Source organism: Neobacillus sp. GCM10023253, assembly GCF_042653105.1.
Taxonomy (GTDB): Bacteria; Bacillota; Bacilli; order Bacillales; family Cytobacillaceae; genus Neobacillus; species Neobacillus citreus.
The window spans coordinates 192,704-213,600 of sequence record NZ_JBHSHV010000003.1 but is presented as its reverse complement, the minus strand read 5'-3'; the positions used below and the strand labels follow the sequence as shown (position 1 = coordinate 213,600).

The following is a 20,897-nucleotide window of genomic DNA, read 5'->3' as shown; positions in this document are numbered from 1 at the left end:
ACAAAATATTAACTTATTAAATTGAGTATATAAAGTTAGGAAAACGGTGTCAACCTATTTTTTCAAATAGGTTCCAGAGTTCTCTTTTTGAGGTTGTTATTGCAGTGGCGCCTGCATTTAGGGCATTTTCGATCTCATCTGCTGTTCGAATTAGTCCGCCTGCAAAAATCGGGATATTAACGCGTTCTTTCACTTCTTTAATCATCCACGGCATTGCCCCTGGAAGTACTTCAATATAATTCGGCTGGGTTTTTTCGATTAGCTTATAGCTTTTTTCAAGGGCGTGGCTGTCAATTAAAAAAATTCTCTGCACCGCGATGACTCCCTTTTGCTTGGCTTTCTGTATCACACCAGCCTTTGTAGAAATAAGTCCGTACGGCTTGAACTCCTGGCAAATATATTCCGTTGCATATTCATCATTTTTAATGCCATGAATTAAGTCAACATGGTAGATCATTTTTTTCCCAGATTGCTTGGCCATTTGATTAATATTTTTAAGCTGGGCAATATGCATATCTAAAAAAACCCCAATTTCGTACGGACTTTGTAAAAACCGCTCAAATTCCTTCATGTTTCCAGAAGCCGGCAAGATTTTTTGTTTCATCGTATTTAAGTTCACCTACTAGTTTTAAATGTCTACTTTTTTTGTTCTTTTCGTATTTCCTTCAGTTGTAATTTTAATGCTTGTGCTTCCTGTTGAACATAGTTCTTATCCTCAATAGAAGCTTCATCTCCGCCATAGCGTACCCTTTCATAAACTTGAATGGTTTCATTTGACAAATGAAGTCCAGTCCTCTGCCGCCACTCTTTAAGCGTCTCGTTTGCCGCTCGTCCTAAACGCAGACGCTTCGCAAATTTTTCCAGCCGAAAAATTTCCTTTCGAATAAAATCATCCGGCGGCACTCCCTTTCTTTTAAAAATGGAGGTGAATACTCCGCCAGGCTCTCCTTCCGAAATAATCACGGAATGATGAAAATGACTGCCTGATTCCTTCAGTCTTGATTTCTTTCGAAGCAAATATATGACAAACCCAACTACAGTGCAGAGAGCAAGAAAATACAAAACATTTTCCGTTACTTCGAAGGATCTTGGCTGATAGTCAAATCCCTCGTTTGTACCTTCCCCAACCTTTGTGGTAGGTTTATAGTCGCTGCTGCCAAATAAGGATAGCGCAAATTCGATAAAGCGTATCACAGGGACTGCAAGGCCTGAAAATAGAAAAACAATACCTTGCAAAATACTCGAGAAAATCAGCTGAATATATTTTAATAAGAACATAAAGGCAATTCCAATCACTGTCACACTCGCCATTATTCTAAAAAAATAAAAGGCAAATTTCGCTTTGTCATTGGTAACTGCAGACCACTTCCTACAGAAACCGTCCGTTATAATAACGACAATAAAAAGGATAATTTGAAAAATAATCGCATTTTGATATGGATAGGAAATCATTGCGGAATACACAAGGGCGATAATCCCAAGAGTAAATGAAAAAAATAACAATATGGTTTTTGAAAGCCCTGAACTTTCATCATAAATGGAAATTCCTCGCCAAAAAACAAACAAACCTATTACCGATGCGAAAAAAAGAGACAGCCCCCCTAGATGACCGATGATGACGATGGCAGGCAAGATAATGACTAAAAAAAGCCATTTCCCCTTACTTGCAAACCTTTCTAGCAATATGAAAAATAAAATAATGCTGATAAAGCCTAAAGAAGAAAACAGCAAAATAGGCGGAAACCTTTTTTGACCGATAAAAAATAAAAACAGAAATAAATTAGCAATGACTATTTCTAATATAAAATGTGAGGATACGGCTGCAATTCGATACATCATAGCTGCAGCCTTCTTTCTTTTTGAATTTCCAACTCACCAAAAAGGCAATCTTCGCCTGCTAACGTCAATTCCATTAATCTCACACCTTTTTGCGCTTCATTTAATAACAGCCTATTTGTTTCCTCAGTCCTGCCTCCGAGATGAATAAAAAAGGGCTGTCTTGCGAAATGACGCTGATAGAATGAAACAAGCTGATGATAGGGCAAGGTTGTATTAAGTGAACTGACGGAGGAAAGGGTTTCCAGAACCTTTTGTAAATGTTCTTTTCCCTCCCCTTTGGGCAAATAAAGAAAAGGCGTGCTCCCTGCTGTTCGAACGTTGATACATAAAGAAAAGGGGAGTTGCTGTTGATAGGCATAATATGCAAATTCTGCAATCGCACTTATGTATGTTTCAAGATAGCCGGTAATGGAATGCCCATTAGAAATATTCAGGCCGATTACGCAGCCCTTTTCAGAAATTTTTTCATAAAGTTTCGTTTGTAAAATCTGCTTTCTAGCACTTGCTTTCCAATGAATTCGATTAAAGCTGTCGGTTGAAACATAGTCCCGAGTTCCTAACGGTCCGAGGCGCTCCTCAAAAACAGAAAAGGGAACGGCATTATGTCCTTGGCGGATTGTCTTTTGTTCCGTTAAACCTTTTACCGGTACGGTGGATGGATAAACAACAGCCTGTTGTTTTAACAGAAATCTGGACTCTAACACCATTTCCCCAAACCCAATTAAACTTGGGAGACGGTATTCGATTTTGCGAATCCGAGCAATGCCTCTTTTGATTGCCGTAAATGGAATTTCCACATGTTTTGTTTGATTCGTAAAAATGGAAAAAGGGACATTAACCTCGTACAAAGAAAATCCATCTTCTTGTTCATTTCCTTTGGGAGCTACATAGGAATCAAAGGAGACTCTTAATTCCCCTTTAATGATTGGATACCCATGGTTTTTGAACACTATGTTCCAGTTACCCTCCTCACCAATAAAAAAGCGATTCAATTCATTTCTATCTTCTAAAACAAGGCCGTTCCCTACTTCCTTCAAAAAATAACGATTAAACATGATTATTGCCAGAAAAAAGCCGACTAAAAAAAGAGTCCATTTTGATTGGATATAGAGTCCAATTATAATCATAACAATGGCCAAACCGACAAGGCCAGGAATTACCTGGTCCTCTATTGAATATTTGTTCCAGTTCATCCGTTTGCCCCCGCTTCTACTGGAACAGGAACCGAATCGATAATTTCCAAAATGATCTCCTCTTGGGATTTGGTTAGCGACCCTTCGATTGATAGGATGATTCGATGTCCGATTACAAATGGAGCAACTGACTTTATATCAGCAGGCGTTACATAGGTGCGCCCGTTTAAAAAAGCTTTCCCTTGAGAAGCTTTCATAAGTGCCAATGTTCCCCGCGGGCTGACCCCGAGTTCAATACTGCTGTGCTCCCTCGTTCTTCTGACAATAGATAGCAGGTAATCTTCAATATCGTTTGTCATGTAAACCTTGTTTACTTCCTTCTTTAACTCCTCGAGATCAGAAAGTAAAAAAACGGGACTGACTGGATTCTGCCCTGGATTTACCTGGCCGTTATGCATAATCTGTTTTTCTTCTTCAAATGTAGGATAACCCACCTTTATTTTCATAAAAAAACGGTCCATTTGCGCAACAGGCAGCGGGAAAGTCCCTTGCTGGGATTCTACCGGGTTTTGCGTTGCGATGACCATAAACGGCTCATTAATCGGAACAGTAATACCGTCAATCGTGACCTGTCTCTCTTCCATAACCTCTAATAAACTGGATTGTGTTCTCGGAGTTGCTCGATTAATCTCATCTGCCAAGACAAGGTTAGCCATTATTGGCCCCGGGCGAAGCTCAAATTCCTGAACCTTTGGATTAAAAAATTGGATTCCCGTGACATCACTCGGAAGAACATCGGGGGTAAACTGGATTCTTGAAAAGTGTCCGCCAATTGCTGCTGCAAAACTTTTCGCAAGCATGGTCTTCCCCGTCCCTGGCACACTTTCAAGTAAAATATGTCCATTAAACAATAAAGAAATTGCCATCAACTCTACTTCCAAGTCTTTTCCTACAATTACTTTACTAATCTCCTGCTTTAATGATTGGATATTTTCTATTAAGGCCATTCCCTCAGCTCCCTGGAAGTTTCTTCTATATATGTAGTCCTTTTATTTTATCAAATTTTTCCACTTTTCTAAACATACTGGTAAAAAAAGAACCCTATTATAAATGGGTTCGTTCCTTTAACTTCTAGGCTCTTTTAAATATTGGTAGAGAACATCTCCATTCCGCTGAGCAATGCCGCGGAAGTGTTTAAAATCTTTTCTTTTTACCAGCACCTGACGGAAATCCATAAATTCCCCAACGTTAACGTAATATTCGGAAAGCTCTCCGTTCATAAGACGATTTAAGATATCGTTAACTGTTTCTTCCCTCATTTTTAAGCACCTCTTTCCACTTCCTTATTTTAACGTAAAAACCTAATTTAAAGCTAATTTCATCCCTAAATATGAAAACGTTACCATTATCTAATTATATTTCCAGAATTTTTTTACAAAAACATATAAGAAATTAACTAAATTGTAACATTAACACCTTTACGAATTTGGAAAAATAGTGCAAACTGTTATTTAAATAGTTTTTAAGTTTGCTAGATAAAGGAGAGAGGAAATTTGAAAAAAGCAGAGGTAGGAAATATCATCGAATTTCGCGGCGGACTGCAAGGGATTGTTGAAAAGGTGAATGAAAATTCTGTAATAGTTGACTTAACATATATGGATAATTATCGTGATTTAGAATTAGATCAGCGTACAGTTGTTAATCATAAAAATTATAAGGTTATTAAAGAAACCGCTTACTAATTATTTGAAAAGGCAGAATGCACACTGCCTTTTCTTCTTTTTTATACCGGAAAACCGTTTATTTTCCTTGGTCCGTTTCCTTTGAAAGCTCTTTAAACGATTTAACTTTGCCATGAGGATTTTGATCCTGCTTTCTGACCGTCCATTCACGTTCCTTTTGACTTTGTGATTTACTCATTCTCTTCACTCCTTTCTCGATTATATTTTTTTCATTTAAAGATATTCTTATCAACGTAATTGGATAAAATGTATATTGAAATCTTTTCCTTTACATATTGAGTTATGATCTTCGAAGGAGCTTATTATGGAATTAAAACGAACCCTGGATCTACGTCTAATTACCGGATTGATTATCGCCCATGCCCTACTCTTTTTTTCTTTTCATGATAAGGCGATATTTTGGTACATTTTTTCCGGTTCCATTCTAATACTAATCGCCTTTTCCACGTTTCAGGGAGACGTGGAAGATGAGGCCTCTTTTATCAAGTATTTATTTTTAGGCGTCATTTCCGGTTTGCTATTATATTTGCTGTTTTGGATTGGCTATCAGCTGTTCGAGATGGCCATTTCAGGCTTTAAAAAAGATGTAAGACGTTTGTACCGATGGTTTGCCCCTTCGTTATTCTGGCACTATTTAGCCTTAATTTTAGTGGCAGCACCTGGTGAAGAAATGTTCTGGAGAGGGTTTGTCCAAAAAAGACTGTTAAAATACCTCAAACCGTACGTCGCCATTATTGCTAGCTCTATATTATATGGGTCAGTCCATATTTATTCGGGGTCCTTTTTACTAATGTTCGCTGCCTTCGTCTCCGGTCTTGTCTGGGGGTTTTTATACTTTTTGAAAAAAAGCATGCCCCTCGTTATTGTTTCTCATATTATTTTTGACATGATGATGTTCATTTTTCTGCCACTAACATAAAAGCAGCTGACCTGAGCAGCTGCTTTTCAATTTCTTTCTGGGGGTGTAAATGGCTTCATCCACAGGAGAATAAAAAAACTCATGCAAATATAGCCGAACAACGGATATAGGTAGGACAAAAGTGTTCCATAATTCACCAAGCTAATTAAGTAAGATACTGTAAAAATAGCCGTTACAGAAACCAGCGTCGGTACAGGCATATATTGCTTTAACTGCCGGTCGAGACCAAAAACATTCCCAATAACTGAAGTAAAAATTTCTCCATAAATGATAAGAACAAAAATCCAATAGAAAAACGGGGCTAAATTTCTCATAATAACGGCCATCGGAATTTCATATAATTCCAGGTTTGGGAGCATGATTAATGTAAAGTGGCTGGCAATTAATATTACCGTCAAAGCCACACCACCAAGAATTCCCCCCCATTTGATCGTCCAATCGTCCTTCACTTCTGATGCAATCGGCACTAGTACCGCTTGAGCAAGTCCAAGATTCAAGGCAGCATACGAAAATGGTGCAATAACGCTTTTCCACCCATCAGAAGCATGAGGAATATACAAAAACTGCTCTAAAAAGTTTGGCATTTGCAAAGACAATAGCATTAAAATCAGACTAAACCCAATCATTAAGGGAACTACAAAGGTATTGACAGCAAAAAGCCCCTTAGTACCTACAAGCATCACCAAATAGGATAAAAAAATGGTGATAAACACCCCCGCATTTTTTGGCAATCCAAGCTGTTCTTCAAAAACAGCTCCTGCTCCTGCCAGCATAACGGCACTTACCCCAAGCAGCATAAATAGCATAAAAAAATTGATGATGCCTCCAGCCCATTTTCCAAATAAATAATCATTAAATTCCTGGTATGATTTTGCATTAATTTGCGCAGCGATCCGCATCAGTTTTGAACCAATCACAATGAAAAGATAGCCGCTCATTAATATACTTATAAAGCCAAAGAAACCAAACCGTGAGAAAAATTCCACGATTTCTTTTCCTGTAGCGAATCCTGCTCCAACAACAGTCCCCACATAGACTGCCGCTATTTGAAAAGCTTGATTCCAGCTTTTTTTCACATCATCTCCCCCTTATCACAAATATATGACCAAAGGGACAAACAATGACGAGCTTTTTCTTGTAAGCTTATTTTCCTATCATGGAAAAAATTTCACCAAGCGAAAGACTTGAAAGTCAAAAAAGGTCAGAGTATACTATGGTCATAAGGTCAAATATAGTCAAAGTCAAATTGATAAAAGCTAATAACAAGGAGGTTATTTACATGCTTTGTCAAAAATGTAATCAAAATCAAGCAAATGTACAATTAAACATGAATGTTAATGGGCAGCGTCATGATTTGAAACTTTGCCATGAATGTTATACAAAGGAGAAAAATGCATTAGGTGCAGGCTTTGTAATGAATACGAACCCATTCAACGGTTTTCCATTTGAAGAGCTTTTTGCTAGCAAAAACTTTTCCCAAGGCCACATTCCAAATGGTCAATTTAGTCCGGCAGTTGAGAATAAAAACGGCCGCGGCGGCTTTATCGATCAATTTGGCCGTAACCTCACACAAATGGCTAAAGCCGGCTTGATTGACCCGGTTATAGGCCGTGATCACGAGATTAAACGAGTCATTGAGGTATTAAACAGAAGAAATAAAAACAATCCTGTGTTAATTGGTGAACCTGGTGTTGGTAAAACGGCAATAGCGGAAGGTCTTGCCTTAAAGATTGCCGATGGCGATGTACCAGGCAAACTGCAAAATAAAGAAGTTTATTTATTGGATGTAGCTTCTTTAGTTGCCAATACCGGAATCCGCGGTCAATTTGAAGAGCGGATGAAGCAATTAATCGCTGAATTGCAGGGGCGGAAAAACATCATTTTATTCATTGATGAAATCCATCTGCTTGTTGGTGCAGGCTCTGCTGAAGGCTCTATGGATGCCGGCAATATTTTAAAGCCGGCCCTTGCCCGCGGTGAACTTCAGGTTATTGGTGCTACGACATTAAAAGAATACCGCCAAATTGAAAAGGATTCAGCCTTAGAACGCCGCTTCCAGCCTATTCAGGTTCAAGAGCCTGATACAGATGCAGCCATTGCCATCCTTAAAGGAATTCAGAAAAAATATGAGGACTTTCATGAGGTCAATTATTCAGACGAAGCCGTCCACGCTTGTGTGACCTTATCGCAGCGCTATATTCAAGACCGCTTCCTGCCTGATAAGGCGATAGATTTATTAGATGAATCAGGTTCAAAACTAAATCTAACTACAGATTATCGGAATAATGAACAAATCGAGGCCCGTCTTAAGGAAATTGCCGCTAAAAAGGAAACAGCATTAAAAAAAGAAAACTATGAACTGGCAGCAAAGCTTCGTGATGAAGAAACACAACTTGAAAAGGCATTAAATAGTGCCTCAAAAACGGAGCGACCAGTTGTTACAGTTTCTGATATCCAAAAAATTATTGAAGAAAAAACTGGGATTCCGGTCGGTAAACTTCAAGAAGACGAGCAGCTTAAAATGAAATCACTGGAAGAAAATTTGAATAAAAAGGTTATTGGCCAGGAACAAGCCGTTCAGAAGGTCACAAAAGCTGTTCGCCGCAGCCGTGCCGGTTTAAAAGCAAAAAATCGTCCGATCGGGTCCTTCTTATTTGTCGGTCCAACAGGTGTTGGTAAAACAGAATTATCTAAGACTCTTGCAGAAGAATTATTTGGCACAAAGGATTCGATGATTCGACTTGATATGAGCGAATACATGGAAAAACACAGCGTATCAAAATTAATTGGTTCTCCTCCAGGTTATGTCGGCCATGAGGAGGCTGGTCAATTAACCGAAAAAGTCCGCCGTAATCCATATAGCATTATTCTCCTGGATGAGATAGAAAAGGCCCATCCTGACGTCATGCATATGTTCCTGCAAATACTTGAGGACGGACGTCTTACTGACAGCCAAGGAAAAGTGGTAAGCTTTAAGGACACCGTCATTATCATGACAAGTAATGCCGGCGTTGGGCACAAAAACATTCACGTTGGCTTTGGAACATCCAATGCTGTGGAAGAAGCTAGCATCCTTGACTCTCTTGGCAGCTTCTTCAAGCCGGAATTTTTAAACCGCTTTGACAGCATCATTGAATTTAAACCACTGGATAAAGAGCATATCTTATCAATTGTCGACCTAATGGCTTCTGAGTTACAAGAAACATTAAAAGAACAAAACATTGAACTAACCATTTCAGTAGAAGCGAAAGGAAAATTAGCTGAACTTGGCTACCATCCTGCATTTGGCGCTCGTCCATTAAGACGCGCCATTCAGGAACAGCTCGAGGATAAAATTACTGATTTTATTTTAGACCAGCCAGATGCTAAACAACTTGCTGCTATTTTAGAAGATGGCCAAATCAAAGTTGTCACTGAAAAGGTGACAGATTAAAAATAAAAAGCGAATCCCTACGTCTTCGCTCAGATTGTCGAGAAAGGGTATTTTTCTCGGCAATTTTTTATTTTGTCCAAACCTAAATTACCAAACTTTTAATGTTTATCCCTGCTAATGGGCCTGTTGATTGGCGCGGAAGGCACGAAGACTCCTGCGGGAGTACGGGGCAGGGGAGACCCCGCAGAAGCGTAGCGCCGAGGAGGCTTCCCGTCACGCCCGCGGAAAGCGAAGTGCCTGGAGCGCCAATCAACAGACTTATTGAAAAGCAATATATTAATAATATTATAATAAATTAACGCGGTGAATCACGAAAGAAAATGAATAAAATAAAAAGCTGTCGATAATTTCTCGACAGCCTGAGCGAAGCCCTGCAGCTTCGCTTTTTTTATAGCTTTTTATCATCAACCGAATTCAGCCAATTCTCGATTTCACCAACAACAGATTCTACACAGCCGGTTTTAAATGGTGATATTAAATTGGCTGCTTCCACTAGTTTAGTAAATGACATAGAACCTCCAAGCTTACAAAGCTTGACATAGTCTGCCCATGCCTCTTGATGATTCTCCCTTGACCGCTTCCAGAATTGGAAGGCGCAAATTTGCGCAAGCGTATAGTCAATATAATAGAACGGTGAATTATAAATATGTCCCTGACGCTGCCAGAAACCGCCGTTCTCCAGATACTCATTGCCGTCATAATTTTTATGCGGCAAATACTTTTTCTCAATTTCCCGCCATTTTTGCTTGCGCTCTGTTGGCGTGGCTTCTGGGGTGTCATAAACCCAGTGCTGGAATTCATCAACGGAAACTCCGTATGGAAGGAATAAGAGCGCATCACTAAGATGAGAAAACTTATATTTATCGGTGTCTTCTTTAAAGAATAGGTCCATCCATGGCCATGTGAAAAATTCCATACTCATCGAATGAATTTCACATGCCTCATAGGTTGGCCAGTTATATTCAGGTATTTCAAACTGACGGCTCGAATAAACCTGGAAGGCATGGCCTGCCTCATGGGTCAGGACATCAATATCACCAGAGGTACCATTGAAATTTGAGAAAATGAATGGCGCTTTATGATTTTCAATGTATGTGCAGTAGCCCCCGCTTGCCTTCCCCTTCTTGGCAACAAGGTCCATCAGATTATTTTCCATCATAAAGGTAAAAAATTCTCCGGTTTCCTTTGAAAGATCCTGATACATTCTTTGCCCGTTCTCAATGATCCATTCAGGACTACCCTTCGGTACAGCGTTTCCGGTCTCGAACACAAAGCCTTCATCATAGAATTTTAATTTATCGAGGCCAAGCCGTTCCCGCTGCCGCTCTTTTAGCTTAGAGGCAATTGGAACAATAAAGTCCTTTACCTGCTGACGGAAATTAGCCACCATCTCGGCGTTGTAATCGGTTCTCATCATGCGGTTATAACCAAGCTCGACAAAGTTTTTATAACCCAAGGCGTGAGCAATCTCGGTCCGCACCTTTACCAATTCATCATAAATCCGGTCAAACTCCGCTTCATGCTCTGCAAAGAAGCCAAATTTCGCCGTGCTGGCGCGTTTGCGCATCTCCCGGTCTGTCGATTCAATAAACGGGTCGATTTGCGCAAGTGTACGCTCTTCCCCTTCAAATTCGATTTTCGCCGATGCAACAAGCTTGGTGTATTCTGACGATAATCGGTTTTCCCTTTGCAGCAAAGGAACAATTTCCGGTTTAAACGTCTTTAGCTGACTTTCAGCAAGGGCGAAAAGCTGAGTGCCCCATTTATTTTCCAATTGCGGGCGGAATTTGGAATCAACCAAAGCATGATAATATCCTGTGATTAACCCTTCCACCTCAGGCTGGATTTCATCCATGTAATCCTGCTCATTTTTATAAAATTCATCATTCGTATCAATGGTATGTCGAATATTACAAAGATTGAACATCGTCCCCAAGTCATTTCTCAGTTGATTGATTTCATTCATGGCCCCGCTCTGCTTTTCCACTGATTCAGCGTTTTTGAAACGCTCTAATGCTTCATTAAATTTTGCCCGAACCTCGTCTAAGTTAGGTCGTATGTATGTATACTGTTCAAAGCCCATGAAAAAACCCCCTTTTTCATTTTTTTCGGCTATATTCATTTCGACACTATTGATTAATATTCCTTTTTGCCAAAAAAAATACGACTAAAAGCCGTATTAAAATTTTCCTGCAGGCAGACCTAATTTTTTTAACAAGTCAATTGCCTCCAGCTTTTCGGAATCAGATAAACTTGACATAAGCTTATCAATTTGTTGGGCATGTTCAGGAAAAATATCCTGAATCAATTTTTTCCCCTCATCTGTTATTTGCGCAAAAATCACACGTCTATCTGTCGGGCAGGCGCTCCTTCTCAATAATCCCTTTTGTTCCAGCTTATCGACAACATATGTAATGCTTCCGCTCGCAAGCAGGATTTTTGCACCAATTTGTTGCAGCGGCTGGTCGCCTTTGTGGTAAAGAAGCTCTAATACGGCAAACTCAGTTGGGTTTAAACCGCTTGCTTGGATCACTTTATTGACGTGTTCATTAATGGCTTTATAGGCTCTTGAGAGAACAATAAATAGCTTTAGCGAAACGGCTGTTGAATCTTTTTCCATAACAACTCATCCTTTATCTTTATTGGGAAATTGCCCTCAAAAGCAAAACACCCATAATATCTCGATTTCAAAATTATTATAAAAAAATTTCGAACCTCTGTCAATTAACGGCAAAGTCACACTTCTTATCCTAAATGTTTATATGATAGAAAAAGTAAAAAGGATGGAATCTATGCCCATCCTTTTTACTTAATTTCTTGAATTCTTTGATATAACTCTTCTTTTTCTTCATCAGAGAGCATTCGCTCGGCCATTGGAAAAAGGACGTTTTCTTCCTTGTTAAAATGCTCCGTTAAAATAAAGTAAGCATTTTGGATGTATCCAGCTAATTTTTTTAATTCATCAGGTGAAGCAGGGCTGCCGGCTGCCTGCTCAAGAAAGGATTTAATATGTGCTTTTGCTTGGTCATGCTCATACTCCATTACCGCTATTGGTCCAGAAGTTGTCCCAATATAAGTCCCCATCATTGGGAACAGCACACCTTCTTCTCTTTCCGAATGCGGGTCAAGCGCTGCCTGAAATTCTTTTACCTTCGTAATTAACTCTTGGAAATTAACTTCTATATCAATATCTTTATCAATTTTTTGAGTTAGGCTGAACAATCCTTCCATTTGGCTTCTTAATGGGGGATGTTCTTCTTTCAATTGCCTTAATCCCTTACTTTTTAGCTCAGCACTCGGCATCCCGCCGAAACCGCTCATACAACTGCTCATTACATTCACCTCTTTCAATCTTCTGCTTTCAGTATAAAAGCGCCATTACAATTATGTAGTGACAATCGTCACATCTATACCCAAATTACAACTTCCTCATAATATTATTGACAACTTTTTGAAAACGTTTTATTTTTTTGAAAAATTATAACATTTATCACTCAAAAAAATCTTTATAGTTTCATATAATAAAGTTAGATATTATGAAAGGGAGGTAAATATATTGAAAACCCCAAATTATCATGACTTTTATCAAACGGCATTTTTACCAATTGGTGCAAATGATCTTGTTTCGCTTAAGGATACAGATGCCTATATTCCAGAATCCAATTCTACACATTGGCTAATAGCCGTAGAAGGGGTTCAGCTCCCTCAGCCACGGATTTATTATCATTGGAAAGTCAGTATATATCCAGCCGCAAATGACGGCGACTTCAATTGGAAAAAGCCATATTATTACTCAGAAAATATGGAACAAATGGATCATGCCATAACCCTTGCTTCCTCGCTTGCAGCCTCCTGCAAAAAAGATGAACTTTCCTCGGCAGCCCTTTTAGAGAAAATAAGCTGACCCTGTAAATACTTACCTTCTAGCTTCACCTTCTTTTTATAATCCTTTGTGAAAAAATATACATATAGTGTAAATTGCAATTAGCTAAAAAAGGTGCTGCCTGCAATAGCAAACAGCACCTTTTTTTATGCTAACCTGAAGACAATCCCGTGTCCGCCTTTTGGATATTCCCATTTAATATTTTGGTAAGGACAGCCAATCCGGCAGCTTCCGCATTCGTGACAGCCTTCATAACCTACCTGCATCCGCGTTCCTTCCCACTTATATACCTCGGCTGGGCAAAATACTGTACAAATTTTATCAGGACATTGGGTCATGCAAACGTCATGATCAAGAACGGTAAGATGGGACTTTGTGTCACACTTAAACCTGAGAAGATACTGTTTTTCCTCAATATTCTTCGTTGACATTATTTCACCGCCTTCCAAGCACGATAGAGATCTTGCAATACGCGAAGCGTTCCTCTTTGTGAGGTCATATTCTTAATAATTTGCTTTTGTTTATCACGTTTTGGCGTGCCATCAACCGTAAAGAATTTGCTAGCTGCCTGATTCATCATCGGAACATACTCTTTAAAATATTGCGGGTATTTTTCGAATGTATGGGCCGCATCTTTGTACTTCTCTAAATCTTTGATGATAAAGCTATTATAAAGGGCCTCGCGGTAGTTATTTAACATTGATTCGCTGAAATTGCCGTGGCGGTGCGCCTCAATGACAGTCTCAGCAGCCAATAAGCCAGAATGCATCGCCATGTTCGAACCTTCACGATGAATAGCGTTAACAAGCTGGGCAGCGTCCCCAACAACAATAACTCCGTTACCTGCCACTTTAGGAACTGAGCGGTAGCCGCCTTCCGGAATGAGGTGGGCAAGATATTCAGCAGACTCGCCGCCGGCAATGAACGGCTTGACCATCGGATGATTCTTTAAGTAATCCAGCAGTTCATAGGGCTTCATTTTTGCTTTTATCATACTCGATAGTGTTGTCCCCACACCGATATTCAAACTCTCTTTGTTGGTATATAGGAAAGCCGTACCCAGATTTCCTTTTGTGGAATCTCCAAAGATCTCAATTGTGCAGCCTTGGTTGTCCTCCAAATTGAAGCGGTCATTTATTTTTTCTTTTGGAAGATTAACAACTTCCATAACTGTCAGCGCCACTTCGTCCGGGCGGAACTCCTTATGAAACCCAAGCTGTTTGGATAACAGCGAGTTAACTCCGTCAGCAAGGACGACTACATCTGCAAAAACCTCACCATCCGGCCGGTCGGTGCGGACGCCAACTACCTTGCCGTTTTCTACAATACATTCCGTGACAACTGTTTCGGTAATTAGAAGCGCTCCTGCATCCACAGCTTTCTTTGCGAACCATTGGTCAAACTGGGCCCTTAGAACTGTAAAGTTATTATATGGCTCGACACCCCATTCAAGGCCCTTATATCCGAACGAAAGAACTGATTCTTTGTCCATCATCCAGAACCGCTGTTCAATGACTGGTCTTTCAAGCGGCGCTTCTTTCCAAAATTCAGGAATCAATTCTTCCATTTGCTGGCGGTACAATACTCCACCCATAACGTTTTTTGCCCCTGGGTACTCTCCACGTTCAATCAGCAGCACATTTAAACCGTTTTTAGCACAAGTGTAAGCACAAGAGGTTCCTGCAGGGCCAGCCCCTACCACAATCACGTCAAACTTCTCAGGCATAGCTCAGTTCACCGCCCTTTTCAGCTTTAAGCTTTTTAAATTGCTCGATTAGTTTAGGGATAATTTCCATTGCGTCTCCTACAATGCCGTACGTTGCCACGTCAAAAATCGGGGCGTTCGGGTCTTTGTTGATGGCAATTATAAACTCGGAATTCTTCATACCTACCACATGCTGAATCGCTCCGGATACTCCAATGGCAAAATAAATTTTCGGTGTGACCGTTTCTCCTGTCTGTCCAACCTGCTGCTCATGAGGCAGCCATCCTGCTTCAACCACATCGCGGGTTCCGCCTACGCTTGCGCCGATTGTTTCCGCCAATTCATGGATTAGCTGGAAATTTTGCAGGTCGCCCAATCCTTTGCCACCGCATACGATGACATGGGCATCGGCTAATTTAGCTTTTTTTGTTACGTCATTCACAATTTGTAGTACTTTTGTACGCATTTCCGCTTCGTTCAGAGCTATTTTCTCTTCAATGATCTTTCCTTGTCTTCCTGCATCCGGCTCAAGTGCCTTCATTACTTTAGGTCTTACTGTTGCCATTTGCGGGCGATGCTTCTTACAGAGAATCGTTGCCATAATATTACCGCCGAATGCCGGCCGGCTTGCTTCTAGCAATCTATTATCTACGTCCACATCCAGCATCGTCGTATCTGCTGTTAATCCTGTAACTAAATCAGTTGCAACAGCACTTGCCAAGTCCTTTCCGTTGGGTGTTGCACCGTAAAGAATAATTTCCGGCATATATTTTTGCGCTAGCAGCATAACACCGCTCATATAGGATTCTGTACGATAATCCTTCAAAACTGGATGGTCAATTACGTAGACCTCGTCAGCCCCATAAGAAATAACCTGATTAGCTAATGGCCTTATTTGATTGCCCAGCAAGAATCCCCCTAATGGGACCTCAAGCTTATCTGCCAGCTTCCTGCCGGCACCCAGCAATTCTAGTGAAACATCTTCAATTTTGCCGTCATTTTGTTCAATGAATACCCAGACTCCACGGTAATCGTCAAGATTCATTTAAGACCCCTCCCTGCTCTATACCCTAAAATTTATTAACATTATTTAGTTGACTGTAATGTAAACAGGTCTTTTTTCTCCATCAGAATATCCATTAGCTGACCTACCTGCTCATCGGCTGAACCATCTAGCTTTTTCCCGCCTTCAGGCCGTGGAGGTGTGAACATTTTGCCGACAACCGTAGGTGACCCTTTTAGTCCAAGCTGTGAGCGGTCAACATTTTCAAGATCATCCACTGCCCAAATAATAGGTTCATATCTTGCAGCACTAATCATGTTCGGCATTGGTGAATACTTGATATCATTGATTTCTTTTTCAACTGTTAATAGACAAGGCATTTCCGACTGGACCAGTTCGTATCCGTTGGTTAATTTCCGTTGAATTAAGACCGTTTTCTCACGCTCATTCACTTCTGTTACCTCAATCACATTTGTAACAGGAGGAATATCCAATCTCCGGGCGATACCAGGGCCAACCTGACCGGTATCTCCATCAATGGCATGCTTTCCACAAATAATCATGTCAATTGGGAGTTCTTTGGAAATTCTCTCCAACGCCTTTGATAAGGCGTAACTGGTTGCAAGTGTATCGGCACCGGCAAAAGCACGATCCGATATTAAATACCCTTGGTCTGCGCCAATTTCAACGCTTTTCTTAATGACAGCAGTTGCCTGCGGAGGTCCCATTGATAAAACCGAGATGGTCCCGCCAGTTTTTTCTTTGATTTTAACAGCTTCTTGAACCGCATGGGCATCATATGGGTTCAAAATAGCCGGGGCACTCCTGCGGTCGAGTGTATTTGTTTTCGGATTGATTTTGATGATTTTTGTATCGGGTACTTGTTTGACACATACGACAATGTGCATGTAGGACTTCCCTCCTCCAAATAAGCTAAAAATGATGAAAGCGTTTGACTTACTGGTTGGTTATTAAAAATGCTTTTATTAACGATATATGAATCGCAATTTAAGCATATTACCCAAAATTAATAGATTTCTTTAATTGAATGAAAAAAGCTGGAAAATTCATATAAGAAAAAATTTGCTGCATGTGCAGCAAGCACGGGTGAAGTTCATCATGGTGTGGGTATTTTAGATAGAAAATAGTACTAATTTAACTATATGAAATATTGAGATATAGACAATGATAAAAATCACAGCACTGTCTATACATGTAGAAAATATTTTTCTCTCTGAAAAATATTTTTTTAAAGGAGGCACTAAAAAGAATAGGCCTTCTGCTACAATGATTAAATGTAACGGAAGGCCTTTATTTTGAGGTTTCTGGGCATTTTACAGTTAGATAATTAGTAATTAGTTAGACTAATACTTTGGGCCAAATCATGATCATTTGCTTTAAGGCGAATTTGATTTCTTCGGGTGGTTTGGAGGCTTGTCCCATCATTCGGTGATACTCATTGATTAACTCATCCAGTTCTTGACTGTATTTAATGGTTTGTTCACTTGTAAATCCCAATGTATTTGCACTTTTTATCATAAGTTCTCGTTTTGCTTTTATCTCTTCAATCATTTGACTATGGCTCGGACTGTGACTAGTGGTATTACTATACTCGTACAATGTTATCCTCCTACCTCTTACACACTTACTTTAATTCGCTAAAAAATTAGACTACTTGATGAATTATGACAAGAATTTCTTCAAATGTAAATACATTCGCAAAAGTAGACAAAACATTCTAAAACTTTCTATTTTCGACAGTTTATTTGCTTGTTTTCTTGAAATTTCGACATAAATTCCCAAGTAGTTAGTTGTGGATTGGGATTATTGATGAAAACCGCTTTGCGTCAATAATGAAAGCGCATTCATTATTGTGGGAGGATTGTACATTTTTTTAAAATATTTTTTTAGTACAAAAGTCCCTGAATCTAATATAAAAAAGCTGGCTCTAAAAAAATCTTAGCCAGCTTTGTAACTTTATATTTTTAGCTTTTTTTAAATATCTCTAACTCACTGATCCGTTTGACTGCTTCTGCAAGGCGCTCTTCTGAGGTCAGCAGGCCGATTCGGACATATCCTTCACCATACGAACCAAAACCAACTCCCGGCGCTGCTACTACTTGAGCCTTTTCCAACAAAATGTTGGAAAATTCCTCGGAAGAAAAACCATTCGGCACTTTTAGCCAGGCAAAGAAAGATCCCTTTGGAGCAGACACGTCCCAGCCTATCGAACAGAGGCCGTCAATGAGGCAATTTCGTCTTTGCTCATACATCTCATTTAATTCCTTCACGCAGTCCTGAGGGCCTGTCAGCGCTTCAGCCGCTGCCTCCTGGACGGCACCAAACAAACTGACATATAAGTGATCCTGAATGAGCTCTAGTGCAGAAATCACACTTTCATTTCCTACTGCAAAAGCAACGCGCCAGCCTGCCATATTATAAGTTTTAGAGAGTGTGTATATTTCAATGCCGACATCTTTGGCACCCTGTGCCTGCAGGAAGCTTGGTGGTTTTACACCATCGAAACCGATGCCTCCATAGGCGAAGTCGTGTACAATACAAATATCATGGTCATTTGCAAGACTTACAGTCTCTTCGAAAAATTCTAGGTCAGCAACAGCACCGGTCGGATTATTAGGATAGTTGAGGAACATTAATTTTGCCTTCTCAAGATCCTCTGTCCCTAGCTCGCTATAGTCAGGAAGGAAACGATTTTCTTCTTTCAAAGGCATGGTGACCATTTCGGCTTTAGCCAGTGCGACCCCGGACCAATAGTCAGGATATCCTGGATCAGGAACCAAAACCGTATCCCCAGGGTTTAACAAACATTGTGGAATCTCCACCAAACCTGCTTTGCCTCCAAAAAGGATTGCGACTTCCTTTTCGGGGTTGAGTTCTACACCATATTCCCGAAAATAAAAATCAGAAACGGCTTTTTTTAAATAAGGAAATCCTTGAAATGGAGAATATTTATGATTTATAGGGTTTGCCGCTGCCTCCTGAAGCTTAGCAACGATATGCCCTGGTGTCGGTTGGTCAGGATTCCCCTGGCCTAAATTGATCACATCAAATCCCCGTTCTATGTACTCTCCAGCTTTTTTGACGAGTGATGCAAAAAATTGCTTTGGAAGACTATTCAATATTTCCGATTGAGGAAAATGCTTCATGTTCTCACCTGCTATTTTCTAAATTTTAAGGTTGAAATTCTAGTCACAAATGATATAACTTTTATAACGGCTTGTAAAGGAAAAATTCCGAAATTTCATAAGGGAGAGATAATAATGAAATTAAAGATTGCTTGTTTGCAGATGGATATTGCCTTTGGCAATCCCGAGAAAAACTATCAGAATGCAGAAAAACTAATCGAAGCAGCTGCTAGCGATCAGCCTGATATCATTGTCTTGCCCGAGCTGTGGACAACAGGCTATGATTTGACCCGCCTTGATACAATCGCTGATAAAGGAGCGCTTCAAACAATAGAATTTTTTAAAAATGCCGCCAAAAAGTACAATGTTAACTTTGTCGGCGGTTCTGTCGCCAATCGGGATGACAAGGGAGTGAAAAATACCCTTCTTATCATAAACCGTGAGGGGGAACTTAGTTCCGAATATAGTAAACTGCATTTATTCAAGCTGATGGATGAGCACCTTTATTTGGAAGCGGGTTGTGAAAAAGGACTGTTTAAGCTTGATAATCATGCATTTGCCGGGGTCATTTGCTATGATATCCGCTTCCCGGAATGGATTCGTGCCCATACAACTGAAGGGGCGGAAGCGCTGTTTGTAGTGGCGGAATGGCCTGCACCAAGATTATCGCATTGGAGAAATCTATTAATTGCCAGAGCAATCGAAAACCAATGCTTTGTGATTGCCTGTAACCGTTCCGGAAGCGATCCGAATAATCAATTTGCCGGACATTCACTCGTCATTGATCCATGGGGTGAGATTATCGCCGAAGCGGGCGCAGATGAGGAGATTTTAACTGCAGAGATTGATTTAAAGCTTGTCGGAGAAATCCGTAAGCAGATTCCAATTTTCGAAGACCGCAGACCGGATTATTATAAATAATTCTTTACAGCAAATAAGAGGCTGCAAGTCAGCCTCTTTATCATACTTTTTAAGTTTTAATGCAGCGGCAGGGTAATAAAGAATGTAGTCCCTTTTCCTACTTCGCTTTCAATCCGTATTGAGCCTTTATGTTCCTCAATAATTTTATAACTGACCATTAATCCAAGTCCTGTGCCTCTTTCTTTGGTTGTGAAAAAGGCTTCCCCCAGCCTTTGTAATTTCTCTTTGGATATTCCTATCCCTTCATCCTGGATTGAAATAAGAGCCTGCTTATTCTCAAAGGCCTCTATCGTAACCGTAATTTTTCCGCCGTCTGGCATGACTTCGATCGCATTTTTGATTAAATTAATAAAAACCTTTTTCAACTGATTGGGTTCACAAAAAATCGGAGAAAGCTTTTCATCAAACCCTGTTGAGAATTGAACATTATGTAATACAGCCTGGGCATGTAAAATGTCTAAGGTTTCCCTCATTATTTGATTCAGATTCTTCTCCTGAAAACGGATTTCCTGGGGTTTAGCCAATAGTAAAAATTCGTTAATGATGGTATCAATCCGCTCTAGCTCACTAGTAATCACTTCATAGTACATGGAATGTTCTTGTTTGATGCTACCTTCAAGCAGCTGGATAAAACCTTTTAAAGCGGTCATCGGATTTCTGATTTCGTGGGCAATTCCGGCCGCAAGCTCGCCTATAACCTTTAACGTTTCTGATTTCCTAAGCTGTTCCTGCATATCCATCTTTTCAGTAATATCCTTTAAGGCGGTAAAATTCAAGTCCGCCATAATGTCTAATTTTGAACTGATTTCGATATGCCTATTTTTGCCGGAAATCATCTCAAAAATAATAATGGATGTATAATAACCCTTTTCAATTACCTGCTTTAAATGTTTCTTTATTTCTAGTGTTTGTTTTTCAAGCTTGCTAAATGGCTCATAAAACAATCTACCTATTAATTTTTCCTTTGGAAGGCCAAATAGCTTTTCTGCTGTAAAATTTACATCTACTATGCGATATTGGTAATCCCAAAGGATGAGTCCATCAATGGAATCTTCAAAAATGCGTTTATATCTTTGTTCGTACTCTTGCAATTTTGCATTTTTTGAAAACACTACATCAGGCTTGCTCGGTAAAGTACCATCCTGTTCCAATTTGATTTCCACTAAACGGCCA

22 protein-coding genes are annotated in these 20,897 nt (G+C 39.9%); 5 read left to right on the top strand and 17 right to left on the bottom strand.

Features of this window, described 5'->3' with window-relative positions:
• Nucleotides 1–49: 49 nt before the first annotated feature.
• The 5 genes from ACFPA1_RS01435 to ACFPA1_RS01415 form a co-directional block, all read right to left on the bottom strand.
• Nucleotides 50–604: a glycerol-3-phosphate responsive antiterminator gene (locus ACFPA1_RS01435; RefSeq protein ID WP_378580960.1), complete on the bottom strand. Its 555-nt coding sequence runs from the start codon at nucleotides 602–604 to the stop codon at nucleotides 50–52.
• A gap of 32 nt (nucleotides 605–636) precedes the next feature.
• Nucleotides 637–1,839 carry a DUF4129 domain-containing protein gene (locus ACFPA1_RS01430; RefSeq protein WP_378580958.1) on the bottom strand — a complete coding sequence of 401 codons (1,203 nt, stop codon included), beginning with the start codon at nucleotides 1,837–1,839 and terminating at the stop codon, nucleotides 637–639.
• Complete coding sequence (locus ACFPA1_RS01425; protein WP_378580956.1) at nucleotides 1,836–3,032, bottom strand: DUF58 domain-containing protein; 1,197 nt, start codon at nucleotides 3,030–3,032, stop codon at nucleotides 1,836–1,838. Before ACFPA1_RS01425 ends, ACFPA1_RS01430 begins: the two co-directional genes overlap by 4 nt.
• Nucleotides 3,029–3,979, bottom strand: a complete 951-nt coding sequence (locus ACFPA1_RS01420) for an AAA family ATPase (protein WP_378580954.1) — start codon at nucleotides 3,977–3,979, stop codon at nucleotides 3,029–3,031. Before ACFPA1_RS01420 ends, ACFPA1_RS01425 begins: the two co-directional genes overlap by 4 nt.
• 117 nt (nucleotides 3,980–4,096) lie before the next feature.
• Nucleotides 4,097–4,291, bottom strand: coding sequence for a hypothetical protein (locus tag ACFPA1_RS01415; RefSeq protein ID WP_213140920.1), 195 nt, complete (start codon nucleotides 4,289–4,291; stop codon nucleotides 4,097–4,099).
• A gap of 234 nt (nucleotides 4,292–4,525) precedes the next feature.
• Between ACFPA1_RS01415 and ACFPA1_RS01410 the strand changes: the two genes are divergently transcribed.
• Entirely contained in the window at nucleotides 4,526–4,714 is a 189-nt protein-coding gene (locus ACFPA1_RS01410; RefSeq protein ID WP_213116517.1) for a YkvS family protein, read from the top strand.
• A 58-nt stretch (nucleotides 4,715–4,772) separates the two neighbouring features.
• On the opposite strand, the gene ACFPA1_RS01405 is transcribed toward ACFPA1_RS01410, so the two are convergent.
• Nucleotides 4,773–4,892 carry a DUF6254 family protein gene (locus tag ACFPA1_RS01405; protein WP_241113792.1) on the bottom strand — a complete coding sequence of 40 codons (120 nt, stop codon included), beginning with the start codon at nucleotides 4,890–4,892 and terminating at the stop codon, nucleotides 4,773–4,775.
• 126 nt (nucleotides 4,893–5,018) lie between these two features.
• On the opposite strand from ACFPA1_RS01405, the gene ACFPA1_RS01400 reads away from it, so the two are divergent.
• Nucleotides 5,019–5,633 (top strand): CPBP family intramembrane glutamic endopeptidase, encoded by a 615-nt coding sequence (locus ACFPA1_RS01400; RefSeq protein WP_378580952.1) that lies wholly within the window; start codon nucleotides 5,019–5,021, stop codon nucleotides 5,631–5,633.
• 26 nt (nucleotides 5,634–5,659) lie between these two features.
• On the opposite strand, the gene ACFPA1_RS01395 is transcribed toward ACFPA1_RS01400, so the two are convergent.
• Nucleotides 5,660–6,709, bottom strand: a complete 1,050-nt coding sequence (locus ACFPA1_RS01395; protein ID WP_378580950.1) for a GerAB/ArcD/ProY family transporter — start codon at nucleotides 6,707–6,709, stop codon at nucleotides 5,660–5,662.
• A 203-nt stretch (nucleotides 6,710–6,912) separates the two neighbouring features.
• Between ACFPA1_RS01395 and ACFPA1_RS01390 the strand changes: the two genes are divergently transcribed.
• Nucleotides 6,913–9,066 carry an ATP-dependent Clp protease ATP-binding subunit gene (locus tag ACFPA1_RS01390; protein ID WP_378580948.1) on the top strand — a complete coding sequence of 718 codons (2,154 nt, stop codon included), beginning with the start codon at nucleotides 6,913–6,915 and terminating at the stop codon, nucleotides 9,064–9,066.
• 388 nt (nucleotides 9,067–9,454) lie between these two features.
• Here ACFPA1_RS01390 and ACFPA1_RS01385 read toward each other — a convergent pair whose 3' ends face one another.
• From ACFPA1_RS01385 to ACFPA1_RS01375, 3 genes are all read right to left on the bottom strand, one after another.
• Nucleotides 9,455–11,149 (bottom strand): M3 family oligoendopeptidase, encoded by a 1,695-nt coding sequence (locus tag ACFPA1_RS01385; protein ID WP_213140924.1) that lies wholly within the window; start codon nucleotides 11,147–11,149, stop codon nucleotides 9,455–9,457.
• A gap of 96 nt (nucleotides 11,150–11,245) precedes the next feature.
• Entirely contained in the window at nucleotides 11,246–11,686 is a 441-nt protein-coding gene (locus tag ACFPA1_RS01380) for a MarR family winged helix-turn-helix transcriptional regulator (RefSeq protein ID WP_213116522.1), read from the bottom strand.
• Nucleotides 11,687–11,871: 185 nt separating this feature from the next.
• Complete coding sequence (locus ACFPA1_RS01375) at nucleotides 11,872–12,399, bottom strand: hemerythrin domain-containing protein (RefSeq protein WP_378580946.1); 528 nt, start codon at nucleotides 12,397–12,399, stop codon at nucleotides 11,872–11,874.
• Nucleotides 12,400–12,622: 223 nt separating this feature from the next.
• Here ACFPA1_RS01375 and ACFPA1_RS01370 point away from each other — a divergent pair, with 223 nt between their 5' ends.
• Complete coding sequence (locus ACFPA1_RS01370) at nucleotides 12,623–12,970, top strand: hypothetical protein (protein WP_378580944.1); 348 nt, start codon at nucleotides 12,623–12,625, stop codon at nucleotides 12,968–12,970.
• 125 nt (nucleotides 12,971–13,095) lie between these two features.
• Here the strand turns inward: ACFPA1_RS01370 and ACFPA1_RS01365 are convergent, their stop codons facing one another.
• The 6 genes from ACFPA1_RS01365 to ACFPA1_RS01340 all read right to left on the bottom strand — a co-directional run bounded on the left by ACFPA1_RS01365 (nucleotide 13,096) and on the right by ACFPA1_RS01340 (nucleotide 18,824).
• The gene (locus ACFPA1_RS01365; RefSeq protein WP_040204690.1) at nucleotides 13,096–13,380 is read right to left on the bottom strand and encodes a ferredoxin family protein; all 285 of its coding nucleotides are present in this window, start codon (nucleotides 13,378–13,380) and stop codon (nucleotides 13,096–13,098) included.
• Nucleotides 13,380–14,675 (bottom strand): FAD-dependent oxidoreductase, encoded by a 1,296-nt coding sequence (locus ACFPA1_RS01360; protein WP_378580942.1) that lies wholly within the window; start codon nucleotides 14,673–14,675, stop codon nucleotides 13,380–13,382. Before ACFPA1_RS01360 ends, ACFPA1_RS01365 begins: the two co-directional genes overlap by 1 nt.
• Complete coding sequence (locus tag ACFPA1_RS01355; protein WP_213140927.1) at nucleotides 14,668–15,699, bottom strand: electron transfer flavoprotein subunit alpha/FixB family protein; 1,032 nt, start codon at nucleotides 15,697–15,699, stop codon at nucleotides 14,668–14,670. Before ACFPA1_RS01355 ends, ACFPA1_RS01360 begins: the two co-directional genes overlap by 8 nt.
• 41 nt (nucleotides 15,700–15,740) lie before the next feature.
• Entirely contained in the window at nucleotides 15,741–16,565 is an 825-nt protein-coding gene (locus tag ACFPA1_RS01350) for an electron transfer flavoprotein subunit beta/FixA family protein (protein WP_213140928.1), read from the bottom strand.
• A 451-nt stretch (nucleotides 16,566–17,016) separates the two neighbouring features.
• Nucleotides 17,017–17,277 carry an aspartyl-phosphate phosphatase Spo0E family protein gene (locus ACFPA1_RS01345; protein ID WP_241113790.1) on the bottom strand — a complete coding sequence of 87 codons (261 nt, stop codon included), beginning with the start codon at nucleotides 17,275–17,277 and terminating at the stop codon, nucleotides 17,017–17,019.
• 365 nt (nucleotides 17,278–17,642) lie between these two features.
• The gene (locus ACFPA1_RS01340) at nucleotides 17,643–18,824 is read right to left on the bottom strand and encodes a pyridoxal phosphate-dependent aminotransferase (protein ID WP_213140930.1); all 1,182 of its coding nucleotides are present in this window, start codon (nucleotides 18,822–18,824) and stop codon (nucleotides 17,643–17,645) included.
• Here ACFPA1_RS01340 and ACFPA1_RS01335 point away from each other — a divergent pair.
• Nucleotides 18,816–19,724, top strand: coding sequence for a carbon-nitrogen family hydrolase (locus ACFPA1_RS01335; protein ID WP_378580941.1), 909 nt, complete (start codon nucleotides 18,816–18,818; stop codon nucleotides 19,722–19,724). The genes ACFPA1_RS01340 and ACFPA1_RS01335 overlap by 9 nt on opposite strands.
• 56 nt (nucleotides 19,725–19,780) lie before the next feature.
• Here ACFPA1_RS01335 and ACFPA1_RS01330 read toward each other — a convergent pair whose 3' ends face one another.
• Nucleotides 19,781–20,887: an ATP-binding protein gene (locus tag ACFPA1_RS01330; protein ID WP_213140932.1), complete on the bottom strand. Its 1,107-nt coding sequence runs from the start codon at nucleotides 20,885–20,887 to the stop codon at nucleotides 19,781–19,783.
• Nucleotides 20,888–20,897: the final 10 nt, after the last annotated feature.